Here is a 17,095-nt window from a genome sequence, read left to right on the forward strand (position 1 = left end):
CTAGGTGCGTCCGAGGGCCTTGGAGAGCTTCGTGAACGACGCGGCCCAGGCGTCCTCGCGGCCGTCGAAGGAGACGAGCTCGAACCCGAGGTCGGCCAGGCGGCCGGCGGCGGCAGGGTCGAGGACGCCCAACCAGGCAGCCACGTAATGGTCTCGCCACACGAGCGGGACCTCGACGCCGGCGGCGGCGAGCGGCGCCGCGTCCGGGAGCGGCATGCCGTGGGCGGTGGCCGCGGCCATCCAGGTCACCAGATCCGGAGCCAGGGACTGGGACGGCCCCCGGGGGACCTGGCTGGTCAGCGCCGGGGCGGTCTCCCGGGCCCTCAAGGTGGTCACCGACCGCGCCAGTCGCAGGAGCAGCTCCCGGGCCTTGGCGTCCCGCCGGTCGAGCAGCTCGTGGTCGGGCTGGTTGAAGTAGGACATGAGGCAGCGGTAGCAGGCGGCCACGCACCGGGTATCGGCCACGTCGGTAAGCGCAGACTGAGCGGTGGGCAGGCCACCCGCTCCCGCGACATCGAAGTGCATCACCCGCAGAGCAAACAGCGCCACCTCGGCGATGATCCCGGCTCCGCCACGATGCGCGAGAGGACGCCAGCGCCCCCCTCCGTCGCCTCGTAGAGGAGGAAGCCGTTGCGTTCGGATCGGGTGGGCATCGGCTCGGCCAGGATCTCCCCCTCCTCGAGGCTGGAAGCGGACCTCGATGCCGCGCAGGAGCGCGTGCTGCACCGTGGCCAGCGTGTTCTCCGGCAGGTCCACCTCGGTGGGCTGGACCAGGAGGGCGTTCTTGCGGTCGTCCACGCAGGGGACGATCCACTGGCGCGCCGCCGCCGTGGGGTCGGCGATCTTGTCCTCCGCCGATTCGTCCACGTTCTTGGCCCAGTAGCCGGTCACCGGGTCGATGCGGAAGCCGAAGGTCTTCTTGTCGGCCCGCCGGCGCAGCCCCTTGTTGAGCCGGGTGATGGTGGCGCCGCTGCCATAGGCCAGATTCAGGACCGCTCCGGCAGCGTCGGTCGCGGCGCCGGGCAGGAAGTCCGGGGCCTGGTCGCGGACCGCCCACTCGAAGGTGGTCTGGAGCTCGAAGCCCTGGCGCTGCCGCTCCTCCTCGTTGGCGGTGATCCGCTCGGCCGGCTGCGTCGCCACGTTCTCGATACGGAAGACGTTGTTGACGATCTCGGCGGTGCCAAGCGACTCCCCGCAGCCGTGGCAGGTCGACCGGTCCGGCGTGAAGTGACCGGCGCCGCAGCTGCGGCAGATGCGGACCGTCTTGGTGGGGAGCTGCGCGTCGGGCGTCGAGCCCTCCTTGCCGCCAAGCGAGAGCATGGCCCGAACGACCCGGTAGGCGCGCCCCTCATGGTAGACGAGGCTGCGCGGGCCGAACTCCGAGAGCGCCAGGAAGCGGGGGCGCTGGAGGAAGGCCTGGCGGCCGCCGCCGTCGCCGCCCGGGATGTAGGCCATGAGCGGCAGCCTCGGGAAGTTGTAGCCCGGCAGGAAGCCCTCGGTGGCGAGGTAGCGGTACGTGTAGAAGTCGCTTGAGTGCTTGCTGTCGCCCTGCTTCAGCAGGCCGATCTGGGCGATAGGCCTGGAGCTCGCGCTCCTTGGCGGCGCGCTTCTCCACGAAGGATGCCGAGTGGCTGTCCATGATGCGGCGGGCACCGTCCCGCTGGCCCTCCGCCGCGGAGAGAAGATCCCGCCAGCGCTTGAAGGCGTTGTCGAACCGCTCCGCCGCACGCTTCACGACCTCGGCCGCGAAGGCGTCTCGCCCAGGGTACCAGCGCGCCTCGCGGTCGCGCAGCGCATCCTCGAGGAGGTCGAGGACGTTCGCGATGCGCCGCGTCGCCTCGACGGCCACGCCCGGCGCCACCATGGGGTCGCGGACCTCTGGCCGGAGCGGCCAGCCGGGCTCGGTCAGGACCAGGAGCTCGGCGATGGAGCGGTCGAGCGGCTGGCGCGTGCATGCCAGCCAGACTGCCTGGAGGTGGCTCTCAACCAGGTCGCGGTTGGCCAGCTCGAGGAGGGGCGGCCGCACCTCGCCGTGGACCATCTCCTTCGGCTGCCGGAAGAAGAACTGGTCGTGGGGGCTCTGGGCCGCGCAGTAGGCGAGCACGAGCGCCGCCTGGCCGCTGCGGCCGGCTCGACCGCTCCGCTGGGCGTAGTTGGCCGGCGTGGGCGGGATGTTGCGGAGGTAGACGGCGTTCAGCGCCGAGATGTCGACGCCGAGCTCCATGGTCGGGGAGCAGAACAGGACCGGCAGGAAGCGGTTGGCCTCCCCCATCTCGCGCAGCAGCTTCTCGTCCTCGGCGAGGTCGGCCTTCTCCTTTTCGCCGTAGCGGAACCGCTTCTCGCGGATCTGCCGGGTCTCCTTCTCCACCTGGGCCGTGTGCTCTCGGGCCTCGAAGCCGAAGAGCGGGTGGCCGGGCTTGCGGAGCAGGTCGGCGAGCCCTTGGTAGAGCGCGGTGAAGAAGGTGTTGGCCTTGGATACTGGGCTGCCGCTCCCGCCGGCCACCGACTTCTTGAAGAGGATGCAGGCGTCGACCAGGCGCCAGCCCATCTGGTCGTCGAACGGCGTGGGCTCTTCCGAGACGAGGCCGTGCGTGGCGGCCGCCTGGAGCAGCTTGGTGACCAACTCGTCGAACTCGGCCGCCTTGAGCGCCCGGATGGCTGGGTTGTCGCCCCATAGCGTGGAAGCGCGCAGGACGCGGCCGAGGGCGCTGCGCGAGCCGCCACGGACGATCAGCTCCTCGTCCTTGAGCCTGGTCGTCTTCTTCTTGGGTGCGTTCACCAGGAGCCAGCGAGCCGGTCGCGGCTGCTCGTCGGACCCCAACCCCCACGGCGCCCGAAGCCGGGAGTGCGACTGTGACCGGAGCTGGTCCACGTTGGTCTGCGTGAGAAGCTGGGCGCGGATGGCCATCCATTGGCGGAGGTGGTCGAAGAGCTTGCGGTAGACCGCGGCCCTGACCACCGGCTTGGCATCCCGCAGGACCTGATGCGCGCCGGCGAAGAGCTCCTCGTCGGAGGCCAGTTCGTCGAGGCCGAGGTAGTCCACCCGGACCAGATCGAGCTGCTCCAGGTTCGGGTTGGTGTAGCGCCACCCTCGACGCTGATCGAACCAGACGCGGTAGGCCAGCACCTCGCGGAGCGTCTTCTCGGCCTCTCCCACCGCGAAGCCCTTGAGCCCCGGCTCGAGCAGCCACTCGGCGCGGATGGCGGCCAATGGCTGGTCGAAGCCGAGCGCCTTCTGCTGCGCGTCCCCGAGCTGGTCGCTGCGGATGCCGGCCGCCCCGGCAGTCTCCAGGGCGCCAAGGAACCCGGCGCGGATCAGGCTGACGAAGAGGAAGTCGTTGAAGTGGCCCGCCTGGAGCGCCGCGTCCTGGCGGTTGTCGGTGAAGCCGAGCAGCTTGCGGGTGGAGGGCTCGAGCCCGGACTTGCCGGCGTGCATCCAGCGGAGCGCGGAGGAGACCAGGACGGTCGTGGCCGAGCTGCGCCCTTCGGCGGAGAGCGAGGCCAGCCGGGTGCGGTCCCGCGCTGCCGAACTCTGGAGGTCACCACAGCGAAGGCAGAAGCGGAACTTGCCGGGGATGAACCAGGCCGGGCTGCCGGTGCCCTCCTTGCCGGTCGGCTCAACCAGGACGTCCTCGGCGCGGGCCGGGCGGTAGTGGACCTTGAGGCGGAGCGTGCCATCGGCTGCGGCCTCCACCCAGCTTTCAGGGTAGTCCTCGACCTCGCCGCGGAACTCGAAGCCGGTGTCGGCCGGCTTGAGCGTCAGGAAGCCGTACTCCTCGCCATCGGACACGCCTTCGCCATCCGCTGCCGCATCGTCCGGCGTTCCCGGATCGTCCGCCTTGGCCAGCGGTGCGTCGTCGATGTCGCGAGCCAGGAACTGCTTGGTTCCGGCCTCGGTGACACGCCGGACCGGGTGGTACTCCTGGCCGCACTTGCGGCAGAAGTGGACCGGGTAGAGCCGCTTCTGGGGGTCCTCCGGCAGGAACTGCTGGCCGTCCACGGTGACGAGCCGGGCGCCGGCCTTCTCGAGCGTGGCGTAGGCGTGTCCCGCCCCCGAGATGAACTGGTGCAGCTTGAAAGCGAAGAAGCTCCGGGAGCTGGCGTCGGCCTTCCCGGTCCGCTCCGCCTCCGAGCGGCTGGAGACCAAGAGCAGGCGCCGCAGCGCCTCCCGGCAGACGCCCTCGTTGCGGCCAGCCACCTTGGCGAGCGCCTCGGCAGCCTCCTTCACCGTGAGGGGCTTGGCCCGTTCCCAGCGCTGGTCGGGGTCGGACCAGGCGATGCCGAGCGCGGTCTCCACCCAGATGGCCAGCGGGTGGCCGTAGAGCTCGGCGTCGGTGATCTTCTCGGGGAGGGGAGCGTCGAGCGCGGGGCCCAGCCGGGGCTGTACCGACTCCTTCGTCTGGGCCTTGTCGGTCTTCCGCCGCAGGGTCTCGACGATGATGTTGCTCTCGTCGATGGTCGTCGCGAAGAGCTTGGAGGCCACCTCGGCCACGGCGCGGTTCTTCTCCTTCAGCGTCCCGCCGCTCGCCATCGTCGCCGACGTGCCGATGCACTGGAGGTGCTTCGGGGCGAGCTGCTCCCGGACGCGGCGCACCAGGAGCGCCACGTCGGCCCCCTGGCGACCACGGTAAGTGTGCAGCTCGTCGAGGACCAGGAAGCGCAGCCCCTCGCAGTTCCCGATGACCTTCCGGTCGAGCTCGTCCTGCCGGGTCATCAGCAGCTCGAGCATCATGAAGTTGGTGAGCAGGATGTCCGGCGGGTTCTCGGCGATCCGCTGCCGCTCCTCGGTGTCGTCCTGGCCGGTGTAGCGGGCGAAGGTGACCGGCGCGGTGCCCTTCACGTTGCCCACGAACTTGTTCAGCTCCTCCTGCTGGCTGTTGGCCAGCGCGTTCATCGGGTAGATGACGATGGCGCGGGTCCGGGCGCGGCCGCCCTTCCCCTTGTCAGCCAGCACCGCGTTGATGATGGGGATGAAGAAGCAGAGCGACTTGCCGGAGCCGGTGCCCGTGGTGACCACGTAGCTCTGGCCCTGCCCGGCGATGGCGATGGCCTGCTCCTGGTGCTTGTGGAGCGACAGGGCCTCGCCGGTGGGGATCGCCTTGGTGGCCGGCAGCCGGAAGATCTCGGCGCAGCGCGACTGGAGTGACCCGTCCGTCACCAGCTCGGCGACCGTCTTCCCGGGCTGGAAGTTCGGGTTGATCTGGATGAGTGGCTCAGGCCAGTAGCGGTCGCCCGAGTAGATGCGCTCGATCTGCGTCCGGAGATCTTCCGCGAAGATGGTCGTGAACGACGTCGCGAACTGCTTGTACTCGCCGACGACCGTGTCCCGCAGTGAGAAGACGTCCATGGGCCCCCGCCAAGATCTGACGCTCCGGAGGGCTCGATGTGACCCACCCCGGCCGAGGGTCGAATCGTACTCTACGCAAGGACATCAGGGGCTTGATCGTCCTCTAGCGAGGGTCCTGGGGGTACGTTGCGCGCGGTACAGACGGGGCCCTTGCAAAGTCGCCCTGCCGATCAGAGAATGCCACCTGAAGTGAGACCCACGCGCTGCCTGCGCGCCAGAACCTCGGCATCGTCCGAGTGTTCGCCTGAAGTGGAAGTTCGGCCTCGGAGTGACCCTCGGTCGCGCGCCTGTGGTTGCAGGCGCAGCTGACCGCGTACCGGCAGGGCAGCAAGCTTCATCGAGATCATGCGCGTCGATCGCTTTGAGCGATCTCGACATGCTCTCAGTCGCCCTACCGCGTGCCACCCCACTTCCAACGAGCTGCGTTCCAGCAGTTCGCCCGAGGCACGCCATGAAGAAGAATCAGGCCGCTGCAATTCCCATCAAGCCCTCCACCACTCCCTCCAGCGCAAGCTCCGCCCACCTGCGACGGGACTCCGTCAGCCATGCCACCCCCGACGCACTACGAGCGGACATCGAGCGCCTCAGGGCCTGGCTCACCGGCTTCCGCGAGCAGGACGTCGTCGCAAAGCACGAGATCGCGCTGCTCGTGCACAGGATCGTCGGCAACAAGGACAAGGCGCGGAAGGGCGCGGTCAACTGCCTGGCCGACGAGGTCGGTTTCGATCGCGCGTCCCTCTACAGGTGGGCCGACGTCGCCGCTGTGTGGCCGGACTGGTCCACGCTCGAAAGGCTCATCAAGCCGCATAGCGCCAAGGGATACGCGCTCTCCTGGTCGCACCTGGAACTGCTGGCTCGCGTGAACCAGCCAGCGGACCGCGACAGCCTGATCGAAGAGGCGATCAGGTCGTCGCTCTCGGTCCGGGCGCTCCGAAGCATCATCGGCTCGAAGGCTCCCACCACGGCGGGCCGCACATCCAAGCCAGTGCGCACGGCGCCGAGCTCCGCCGGCGCCTGGGCCAGGGCCAAGGATATGGCCGTGGAGAACACCTCGCTGCTCGATGAGATCACCAAGGCCAGCCCGAGCACCCTCTCCCCGGAGGGGGCCGACGCGCTCAAGGCACTGGCTGGCTCATGCGAGTCCATCGTGGTGGCCGTCCGCCGCCTGCTGGCCGCTAACGCAGCCGAGCTGCCCAGCGACTCCCGCACCGCACGGCTCGCTAGGTAGAGAGTCTCAACGTCGAGACACGTCAGACGTCGCACCAAGAGGGCGCCATCACTGGGTGGCGCCCTCGACTTTTCCAGGTGGCCCCGGCGCTGGGGACCCCTCTGTGCCCCTCCCCCCGGGGGGTCGATCGAACGGCCGGTAGGCCTAGCAATTCGCGAGGGGGCTTCGGGATAAGCCTGTGGCAGTGGCTCTTGCCGACGCGTGGCCGAGGTCGTGCGTCCACCCGCTGCGTCCTGCCGCGGGCTCCCCTACTACCTCGCGCTCCTCGGGCGCGACCAGGAGGTCACCATGACCTTCGACAAGCTCACCACCGTCCTGAACAAGGGCGGCCAGCACCTCGGCGACCTCATCTGGTGGACCCTCGCCGAAGCCCGCATCGACAGGTCCACGCTGGAGAACATCTGGTCCGGCGCGCAACTCGCGCCGGAGTACCTGCCCGACCCGCCCACGGCAGAGAAGGCGCTCAAGGCCGCCGTCCGGGAGGCCGCCGTCGGGCAGCCCGACCGGCTCATCAGGCTCGGCAAGGAGGACGAGGCAGAGATCGTCTTCGCCGTGGTGCGCGAGACCAAGCACACCGACGGCAGCATCAGCTACCAGCAGGAGACCCGCGTCATCCTCGACCGCAAGGTCGAGTCCGTCTCCAGCGACATCGTCGGCCACGACCTGGCCGGCGTCATCGCCACCCGCTTCGGCGAGCTGCGGTCCACCCACACCGCCGACGACGTCCGCCGCGCCATGATGAAGGCCCTCGACGGCTGCGCGGCCGTCACCCTGCGCGACCACGGCGGGGTCTACTGGGTGCCCGCGCCCTACGCCGAGACCGTCCGGCGGCTCCAGGGCGCCATCGAGAAGATCGGCAACTCCCGGGTCTACCTTCTGCCGGTCCACTCCTCGGCCGACGCCAATCGGACCCTGGGCGACGCCGCCAAGCTGGCCATCGAGGACGAGCTCGCCGCGCTCAAGGCTGAGGTCGAGGGATTCTTGGTCTCGCCGCCAGATCGTCCGTCCACATTGGTCCGTCGCCTCGATGCGTTCGAGGGGCTCCAGGCCCGCGCCAACCTGTACCGCGACGTGCTTCAAGTCCACGTGGCCGACCTGGAGACAACCCTGGCCGAACTCACCTCCAGCGTCGAGAGCCTGCTGAACCAGAGGGCGGCGTAGGGCCACTGGTGGCACGGCCCTACGCCGAGGATGCCATTTCTAGTCCCAGTAGTCCGGCGAATGGTCGATCCCGGCTCTCTCGAACGAACACCTGTCGCAGTAGAGGTACGGGTCACTGGGGTTGGCGGTGTTCTTCCTGCAACCAGGGCAGAGCGTCGGAGGGACACCCACCTCATCCGCTGGCGGCAAGTCCGGCACTGCCAGCGGCGCCTGATCTTCCGGCCGCGCTTCCTCCGCACTCCTAGGCCGCTGCGCCTCTAGGTGCATCTTCGCCGTGGTGAAGCTCTCGCCCGTCTTCGCCGCCCTCTGGCGGATCACGTCCTTGAACTTCCTGTGGTTGGTCATCGACGCCTCAAACGTGAACCAGGTCACCCACACCCGCATTCACGCGAGCGGTCGATCCGGACATCCGACCCGAGGGACTGAACCCCCTTTGTCCCCATCTTGCGAGCCCGGTGGGTGCGGGCTGTCGGGGCTTCGGCGTGGGTGAGCGCCGAGTGAATCCTAGCCATGCTTCCGCCCCCGTCAACTCTCGATTCCACAACCGAAACGCGATGAGCACCCAACCTGTTGAACCTCCACATTCTTTCCGGAGTTCCAAGTGAACCAGCCAATCTTCAGCCTCCGCACTGACCTCAGTGTCCGCTTCCCCGAGCGCAAGGACGTCATCGACGGCGCCCTGGCCGCCGTCCTGGCCGGCGAGCACGTCCTGCTCCTCGGCCCGCCGGGCACCGCCAAGTCGGCGCTGGCCCGCGCCATCGCCCAGGCGTTCGGCGGCAGCTACTTCGAGCGCCTGCTCACCAAGTTCTCCACGCCCGAGGAGCTCTTCGGCGCGATCTCGCTGAAGGCCCTGGAGCAGGACCGCTTCGCCCGCGTCGTCACCGGCAAGCTGCCCGAGGCCGAGTTCGCGTTCATCGACGAGATCTTCAAGGCCAACTCCGCGATCCTGAACTCGATGCTCACGCTCGTGAACGAGCGCGTCTTCCACAACGACGGCCAGCCGCTGGCCTGCCCGCTGGTCACCATGTTCGGCGCCAGCAACGAGCTGCCCGAGGGCAAGGACCTGGAGGCGCTCTTCGACCGCTTCCTGGTGCGCTTCGAGGTGGGCTACCTGCTGCGGCCGGCCAACCTCAAGCTGGTGCTGTCCGCCCCGGATCCCAAGGCCGCGCCGGTGATGACCATGGCGGACCTGCGGAAGGCGCAGGCCGAGGTGGCCAAGGTCACCGTCACCGACGAGACCATCGAGGCGCTGATCCAGATCCGCGACGCCTGCAAGGCCGAGGGGATCATCGCCAGCGACCGCCGCTGGAAGAAGGCGCTCAAGATCGTCCAGGCAGTCGCCTTCATGGCCGGCGAGAAGAAGACCTCGCCCGAGGACCTGGCCGTCCTGGTCGACTCGCTCTGGCGGGAGCCCAAGGACCGTTCCAAGGTCGCCCGGCTCGTCGGCAAGCTCGCCGACCCGGTGGGCGCCCAGGCGGCCGAGATCCTCGACGCCTCCAGGGAGACCGCCGCCAAGGTCGCCGCCCTCCAGGCCGGGGACCGCAAGCAGTACATCGCCCAGGCCGCCCAGGCGCTGGAGCAGTTCCAGGCCCAGCAGAAGAAGCTGGCGCAGCTCACCAAGGGAGCTGGCCGTCGCGCCGCCTCGGTGATCCAGGACGCCAACGACGAGATCCTGGCCCTCCACACGGACCTCGCGAGGACCGTGAGCGCCGGCCTGGGGCTCCGGAGCGCCCGGTGAAACGGGTCATCTATGACGTGCCACGGTGGCACGCCTACCTCCACCGGGATGCCCGGGGCCTGGAGGTCGCCGGGGACCGGGACAGCCCCGTTACCAAGTTCGAGGACGAGGTCTTCGACCGGCTCTACTCGGGCGAGCTGACCCGGCTCCCCGCCCGCCAGCAGGACCCGAAGCTCAAGACCTGGGCCGAGGGCGTCCACAAGGCGTGCGAGGAGCTGCCCGCCTTCGGGCGCCTCGTCGCCGAGTGCCAGGCGAGGCCATGGCCGCCGGCACGGCGGTCGAGACGTTGATGGCCGTGCTCAAGCCCCAGGTGCCCACCGATCCGCAGCAGCAGGCGCCGGAGAACATCAGGCGCTCCATTGGCTCGGCCTGCGAGAAGGCGTCCCAGGCCGTAGATGAGCTCAGGGACACCTTGGAGGGGCTCGCCGAGGTCGGGATGGCTGGGATGCCGGGGACGAGCACCGCCAACGGCGGCCAGCTCTCGGCCAAGTCCATCAGGGCCCTGGCTGCCAGGCTCAAGACCGACGCCCGCCTCAAGCAGATCGCCCTCCTCGCGGGCAGGTTCAAGCGCATCGCCGCCTCCAAGCGCCGCCAGAAGCTGAAGCACGGCGCCGACGAGATCAGCGACATCGAGCAGGGGGCCGACCTGGGCCGGCTCCTGCCGTCCGAGCTCATGCAGCTCACCCACCGCACCCGCCGCCTGCTGCTCCTCAAGAACCTGCTGGAGCGCCAGGCGATGCAGTACCAGCTCATCGGCAACCAGCCGCTGGGCAAGGGGCCGCTGGTGGTGCTCCTCGACAAGTCCGGCTCGATGGACGGGCCGAGGGACGTCTGGGCCACGGCGCTCGCCCTGGCGCTGCTCGACCAGGCCCAGCGGGAACGCCGCCCGTTCGCGCTGGTTGCGTTCGACTACCGCGTGAAGTTCGAGACGGTGGTGAAGCCCGGTGAGGCGCTCCCCGAGGCGGCGCTCTTCACGGGCTGCGCCGGGGGCACCGAGATCGCCGACGCCGTCGCCCGGGGCCTCGAGCTGATCCAGGAGCACGAGGGTCAGCTCAAGAAGGCAGACTTGGTCCTGGTAACCGACGGCGGGAGCGACGCCCAGATGGCCCCGAAGCTCCGGGAGCGGGCCACGAGGCTCAACGTCGAGACCTTGGGCCTCGGCATCGGCGTCGAGCAGCAGTGGCTCGAGCCGTGGTGCGACCAGATCCAGGTCGTCACCGACCTCACCAGCATCGACGACGCGAGCGCCGAGCAGCTCTTCGGCGAGTAGCGGCACCTGTTCGGCGCCGCTGCGCCTCCTCAACCTACCAAGGCAGGCCTGCCTGGAGAGGAGGTGCTTCGTGCCCATCATCCTGGCGTTCCTGGCGTCGAGGGTTGCGAAGAAGATCGCCGCGGCCGTCTTGCTCGAGATCGTGGCGGAGCTCACAACGAAGACGAAGGGCAAGCGGTAGCCGGGGGCGCGTCGCCAGTGCCGGGGCGCGCCCTGTTGTTCTTCAAGTAGCAGCAGCACGCGGTTCAGCCAGGTGGAGGCCCCGGCTCGACGTGAGCGCGGGGCCTTCGCCGTTCATGGGCGCCAAGTCGCCCGAGGAGCACCACCATGACGAACGAGGAGAAGAGGAAGATCTACGCGGCGCTCGCCGCGCCGTTCCCGGAGCACTGCATCCAGAGGACCGACGGCCGAGTCACGGGCCGCGGATACGACACCAGCGGGATCGGCTACGCCTTCATCACCGCGCGCCTGAACGAGGTCGTCGGGCTCGGAAACTGGCGCGCCCACCGCACCGTAACCGTGAAGGAGATCACCCGGGCCAACGGTCGCACGGCCTTCGAGGCGATCTGCGACCTGACCCTCGAACTCGGCGAGTGGGTCGACGGCGCCTTCGTCACCTGGGCGGAGTCCCTTGCCGACGGCGGCAACGTTGCCGCCTCCGAGGCCGACGCGAGGAAGGGCGCCTACACGAACGCGCTGAAGAAGGGCGCGGCGATGTTCGGCTGCGGCAGGCAGGCCTATGAGGGCACGCTCGATGACGACAACCTGCCGCCGGAGCACTCCTCCGACGGCGGCACCATCTCGACGCTGCCCACCCCGCGCCCCGCTCCGGCCCCCGCGCCGGTGGTCCAGGGCCAGGTTTCCCAGCAGCCGGCCCAGCAGGTCCAGCAGCAGCCCCGGCCGCCCCAGGCGCCCCCGGCGCCCAGCCGGAACCGGCTCACCTCGAAGCAGCTCGGCGCCATCCAGGCCATCGCCAGGAAGCTCGGCTACGACCCCCAGGGCCTCCGCGCCTTCGTGAAGGGGCAGTTCGGGGCGCAGCCGGAGTTCCTCAGCCGGGACCAGGCCAGCAAGCTCATCAGCGCGATGTCGGCCCAGGCCGGCAACGGGCAGGCCCAGGAGCAGCACGAGCCCGGGGCGGAGGGCTGACATGGCCCGGCCCAAGATGCCGGACGGGCTCTACACCAGCGTCTCGCAGGTGAAGTGCTGGCTCAGGTGCCCGCGCCAGTTCGAGTTGAAGTACGTCCGCGGGGTGGCGCCGGCCTTCGTGCCAGTGAACCTGGCCTTCGGCAGCGCCATCCATGAGGCGCTCGCCGCCCACTACCAGGAGATCAAGAGCACGGGGAGCCCGCTCCGACGGGACCTCATGCTCGACGTCTTCCGCGCCGCCTGGGAGAGAGCTACCCAGGGCGAGGTGCCGCTCCAGGCCGAGGAAGACGGAGAGGACCTCCGCCAGATGATCGATAGGGGCATCAGCATGCTTCACGCCTTCGCTGAGCACGCGGAGCGCAACCCCACCCAGAAAGTCGAGGCGGTCGAGCTCGCCTTCACGGTCCCGCTTCACGACCCGGACTCGGGCGACCAGCTCGAGGAGGCGCTCACCGGCTTCATGGACCTGGTCGTCGTCGAGGACGGCAAGAGGATCGTCGTGGAGCACAAAACGGCCGCCCGGAAGTACGCCGAGGACCAGCTGCGCTTCGATCTCCAGGTCACCGGCTACAAGATGGCAGCCCGCGCAGCTGGCATGGGCGAGGTCCACTTGAGGTTCCAGGTTCTGACGAAGACCCGGGCGCCCCAGGTTCAGGTCGCCGATGTCGTGCGTGACGACGGCGACGAGGAGGACTTCGCCCGCACCGCGGTCGGGGTCCTCAAGGCCATCGACAGCGGCGTGTCCTACCCGGTGCGCGGCTGGGCTTGCCGTTCCTGCCAGTATGCCCACGCCTGCCGCGGGGCCGCGCCGTGAAGGCGGTGAGCGTCAGCGCAGAGCTCCTCGCCCTGGAGCGGGCCGTCCAGCTCGTCGCAGATCGTCTCGACGTCGAGAAACTTTAGGACCCCCTCCAGCCCGACGCGCAGCGTCAGGTGGTTGCCGTGCTCACCCTGGTAGCCGTTCGGCTGCGTGACCTGGGCCGGGCGGCCCGTGGGCGGCTCCCAGTGGAGCGCTTCTGGGCGCCGCACAACAACGCCGACCCCAGCGACGAGCAGGAAGACCTGATCCGCTACGAAGCGTCACCGTCCGGCGGGAGGAGCAGAAAGTAGGGCCGGCGCGGCGTGCTCATTCGGGGCTCGCGCCGCCCTTTACCTCTTCTCGGAATGCCCGGTGCTCTGCGGCGGGTCGACGCCAATCTGCCGAATCGCAACGGGTTTCGAACGATGTACCTGGGGAGGACCGACCTCCCAAGGAAGAAGATTGGAACCTCAGGTACTCACGGGACTCGCTCACATGATGCCGGTCAAGACGGGGCCACTTCAACTTTGGGTAGGGTACGTGTCTACACCACAGGGGGCGGCGCATGCTGACTGCGACACGCGGGCTTGCACTTGCAGTTCTTCTTGGCGGCCTTGCCCTTTCAGCCTGCGGGGGTGGAGGCAGCGGCGGGACGCCGCCCGCGACTACCTACTCCATCCGCGGCACGGTGAGCGGCGCGGTCGCCTCGGGCGTGACGGTGACCCTGTCTGGGGCTAGCAGCGCGACGACCACGACTGGTGGCGCGGGAACCTACAGCTTCGCCGGCCTGGCCAACGGCAGTTACACGGTCACGCCGTCGCTCTCTGGATTCACTTTCTCCCCAACGAGCCTGGTCGTACCGGTGAACGGGGCGAACGTGACGGGGCGGGACTTCGCCGCGACGTCGGTGCCGAACACCTACAGCATCTCCGGGACCATCTCCGGTGCGGTCGTGTCGGGGGTCACCATTGCGCTCACCGGCACCAGCAGTGCCGTCACCACGACCGACGGGGCGGGCTTCTACGCCTTTGCCGATCTCGCAAATGGCAACTACACCGTTACGCCATCGCTTGCAGGTCACACCTTTTCGCCGACGAGCAGCCCCGCGACGATCAATGGCGCGGACGTCTTCGAGAAGAACTTCACGGCAGGCACTTGGTCCTGGGAGAATCCTCGGCCTCAGGGAAACGGCCTTCGCAGGGTCTGGGGCAGTTCGGCAGGCGACGCCTGGGCGGTAGGCGATTTGGGGTCCATCCTGCACTTGAATGGCAGCGAGTGGACGAGGGTGACCAGTGGATTGACTGAGTACCTCTCGGACATCTGGGGCAGTTCGAACATCGACGTCTGGGCCGTTGGCAACAACGGCACGATCCTACACTCGAACGGCACCGCGTGGTCCAGCGTGGCGAGTGGGACGGGGGCTTGGCTCTCGGGTGTCTGGGGTAGCTCGGCGAACGACGTCTGGGCGGTGGGCAGTGGCGGCACGATCCTGCACTGGAACGGCACCGCGTGGTCGAGCGTGGCAAGTGGGACGGGGTCGAACCTGTCAGGCGTCTGGGGGAGTTCGACCAGCGACGTGTGGTCCGTTGGCTACAACGGTACGATCCTTCACTCGAACGGCACCGTGTGGTCGAGCGTGGCGAGTGGGACGGCCCAGCACCTCTCGAGCATCTGGGGCAGTTCGGCGAGCGACATCTGGGCCGTTGGCAAGAGCGGCACGATCCTGCACTGGAACGGCACCGCATGGTCGGCGACGGGCGGGTACACGATTGACCTCTCGGGCGTCTGGGGCAGTTCAACGAGCGACGTCTGGGCAGTTGGGAACAACAGCACTGTCCTGCACTGGAACGGGACCGTTTGGTCGGGCGTGGCGAGTGGAACGGCCGAGCACCTCTCGGGCATCTGGGGCAGCTCGGCGAGCGACATCTGGGCCGTTGGTGACAACGGCACGATCCTGCACTGGAATGGCACCGCGTGGTCCGTGACGAGCGGGTTCACCTTTGACCTCTCGGGCGTCTGGGGCAGTTCAACGAGCGACATCTGGGCCGTTGGCAACAACGGCACGATCCTACACTCGAACGGCACCGCGTGGTCCAGCGTGGCGAGTGGGACGGGGGCCTGGCTCTCGGGTGTCTGGGGTAGCTCGGCGAGCGACGTCTGGGCGGTGGGCCCTTACGTGATCCTGCACTGGAACGGTAGCGTTTGGTCGGGCGGGACGAGTGCGGGGGCACCGTACCTCGAGAGCGTTTGGGGGAGCTCGGCGAGCGACGTCTGGGCGGTGGGCAGTGGCGGCACGATCCTGCACTGGAACGGCACCGCGTGGTCGAGCGAGGTGAGTGGGACGGAGTCAAACCTGTCAGGCGTCTGGGGGAGCTCGGCGAGCGACGTATGGGCAGTTGGCGACAACGGCACGATCTTGCGATGGAACGGCACAGCGTGGTCGAGCGTGGCGAGTGGGACGACACGCGCGCACGCGCGCATCTGGGGAAGCTCCGCGAGCGACGTTTGGGCTGTGGGGCGTGGCACGATCTCTCACTGGAATGGCGCCGCGTGGTCGACTGTGACGAGTAGGTCGACCATGTACCTTGGGGACGTCTGGGGGAGCTCGGCGAGCGACGTCTGGATTGTTGGTTACGATGGCCTAGGACCCTTCTACGCCGGTGTCTTGATGCACTGGGATGGCACCGCGTGGTCGAACCTTGCTCCCGTGACGGAGAGGCCGCTCCAGGCATTGTGGGGCACTTCCGCAAGCGACGTCTGGGCGGTGGGCTATAGCGGTACCATCCTGCACTTCCGACCCTGACCACCAAGCCGGATCAACGGCAAGTCGGGAACTTCACGAGGGAGGGCCTATGACACGGAGCCTTCGGATTGCAGGCGTGTTTGGGGCGTTGCTGGTCACGTCGGCCCTGCTCGCCTGCGGGGGTGGAGGCGGTGGCGGGACTCCGCCCGCAACGACCTACTCCATCTCTGGCACGGTCAGCGGCGCTATCACCTCTGGCGTGGCGGTGACGCTCTCGGGCGCGAGCAGCGCGACGACCACAACTGGGGGCGCGGGAACCTACAACTTCGCCGGCTTGGCCAACGGCACCTACAGCGTGGCGCCGTCGCTGGCAGGGTACACGTTCTCCCCAGCGAGCCTGGTCGTCTCGGTGAGCGGGTCAAACGTGACGGGGCAGGACTTCACCGCGACGGCGGTCCCGAACACCTACAGCATCTCCGGAACCATCTCCGGCGCGGCCGTGTCGGGGGTCACCATGGCGCTCACTGGCACCAGCAGCGCAACGACAACGAGCGGTGCCACGGGGGCTTTCAGCTTCACAGGCCTGACCAACGGAAACTACACCGTCACGCCATCGCTCGCTGGGTACACGTTCTCCCCAGCGAGCTTGGCCGTGGTTGTAGGCGGGTCGAACGCCTCCGGAAAGGACTTCACAGCGACGGCCGTGGCGGGTCTCGGCACCTGGACGAGTGTGCCGAGCGGAACGACATCGAAGGAGTTGCTTGACGTCTGGGGAAGCTCGGCGAACGACGTCTGGGCGGTTGGCGGTGGACCCGGAGCGATTCTCCACTGGAACGGCAGCGCTTGGTCGAGCGCCACCTACGGAGGGCAGTACCTAACTGGAGTCTGGGGCCTATCCGAAGCCGACGTTTGGGCGGTAGGGGAGAGCGGAACCATTCTGCACTGGAACGGCACCACGTGGTCGAGCGTGACCAGTCCAGTGTCAGCCTCTTTCCTGGAAGGCATCTGGGGGACCGCGGCGAACGACGTCTGGGCCGTAGGGGGTGGCGGAACGATCCTGCACTGGAACGGGACGTCGTGGTCCACCGTGGCCAGCGGCACGACGGAACATATCGCTGACGTCTGGGGAAGCTCGGCGAACGACGTCTGGGCGGTGGGGGGCTCCGACAGTCCCCCAAGCAGCGTTCTTCTCCACTGGAACGGTATCGCGTGGTCGAGCGTCGCGAGCGGTACCTCCAACGGTCTGAGGAACATCTGGGGCAGCTCGGCGAACGACGTTTGGGCCGTTGGGGACGGCGGAACGATCCAGCATTGGAACGGAACGGCCTGGTCGACTGTGCCCAGCGGGAGAACCGACCCCCTCGACGGCATCTGGGGCAGTTCGGGAAGTGACGTCTGGGCGTTCGGCGGCAGCGGCGGAGTCCCTCCTGCTCCAGCCACCAGCGTCATTCTCCATTGGAACGGCAGCGCATGGTCAACCGTGCAGAGCGGAACGACCCTTCCTCTCTACGGCGGCGGGGGCATCTCGGGGAACGATGTCTGGGCGGTCGGCGCCAACGGGACAATTGTCCACTACACCCCGTGATGTCGCATACCGCGTTGGTAAGCTAAGTCACCTCCCGGGGCCTGAGCACTCGCTTGGGCCCCTTCCACTTCCACAAAGCGT

The 17,095-nt window shown here is 68.5% G+C and carries 8 protein-coding genes and 2 pseudogenes; 8 read left to right on the top strand and 2 right to left on the bottom strand.

The features are described 5' to 3' along the window. Positions 1-5,347: pseudogene (locus IPO09_20605) on the bottom strand (DEAD/DEAH box helicase). A gap of 451 nt (positions 5,348-5,798) precedes the next feature. On the opposite strand from IPO09_20605, the gene IPO09_20610 reads away from it, so the two are divergent. Then, positions 5,799-6,575 carry a hypothetical protein gene (locus IPO09_20610; GenBank protein MBK9519681.1) on the top strand — a complete coding sequence of 259 codons (777 nt, stop codon included), beginning with the start codon at positions 5,799-5,801 and terminating at the stop codon, positions 6,573-6,575. A 288-nt stretch (positions 6,576-6,863) separates the two neighbouring features. Then, the gene (locus IPO09_20615) at positions 6,864-7,736 is read left to right on the top strand and encodes a hypothetical protein (GenBank protein MBK9519682.1); all 873 of its coding nucleotides are present in this window, start codon (positions 6,864-6,866) and stop codon (positions 7,734-7,736) included. 39 nt (positions 7,737-7,775) lie between these two features. On the opposite strand, the gene IPO09_20620 is transcribed toward IPO09_20615, so the two are convergent. Then, positions 7,776-8,108 carry a hypothetical protein gene (locus IPO09_20620; GenBank protein MBK9519683.1) on the bottom strand — a complete coding sequence of 111 codons (333 nt, stop codon included), beginning with the start codon at positions 8,106-8,108 and terminating at the stop codon, positions 7,776-7,778. 229 nt (positions 8,109-8,337) lie between these two features. Between IPO09_20620 and IPO09_20625 the strand changes: the two genes are divergently transcribed. From IPO09_20625 to IPO09_20650, 6 genes and pseudogenes are all read left to right on the top strand, one after another. Next, positions 8,338-9,474 carry an AAA family ATPase gene (locus IPO09_20625; GenBank protein ID MBK9519684.1) on the top strand — a complete coding sequence of 379 codons (1,137 nt, stop codon included), beginning with the start codon at positions 8,338-8,340 and terminating at the stop codon, positions 9,472-9,474. Further along, positions 9,471-10,744, top strand: a pseudogene (locus IPO09_20630) (VWA domain-containing protein). The gene IPO09_20625 and the pseudogene IPO09_20630 overlap by 4 nt, the downstream one beginning before the upstream one ends. Positions 10,745-11,071: 327 nt before the next feature. Continuing rightward, on the top strand, positions 11,072-11,890 hold the full coding sequence (locus IPO09_20635; GenBank protein MBK9519685.1) for a hypothetical protein: 819 nt from the start codon (positions 11,072-11,074) through the stop codon (positions 11,888-11,890). A gap of 1 nt (position 11,891) precedes the next feature. After that, complete coding sequence (locus tag IPO09_20640; GenBank protein MBK9519686.1) at positions 11,892-12,704, top strand: PD-(D/E)XK nuclease family protein; 813 nt, start codon at positions 11,892-11,894, stop codon at positions 12,702-12,704. Positions 12,705-13,251: 547 nt separating this feature from the next. Then, positions 13,252-15,489 carry a carboxypeptidase regulatory-like domain-containing protein gene (locus IPO09_20645; protein ID MBK9519687.1) on the top strand — a complete coding sequence of 746 codons (2,238 nt, stop codon included), beginning with the start codon at positions 13,252-13,254 and terminating at the stop codon, positions 15,487-15,489. A gap of 199 nt (positions 15,490-15,688) precedes the next feature. Next, positions 15,689-17,014 (top strand): hypothetical protein, encoded by a 1,326-nt coding sequence (locus IPO09_20650; protein MBK9519688.1) that lies wholly within the window; start codon positions 15,689-15,691, stop codon positions 17,012-17,014. The last annotated feature ends 81 nt before the right edge of the window (positions 17,015-17,095 follow it).

The organism is Anaeromyxobacter sp. (assembly GCA_016718565.1).
Lineage (GTDB): Bacteria > Myxococcota > Myxococcia > Myxococcales > Anaeromyxobacteraceae > JADKCZ01.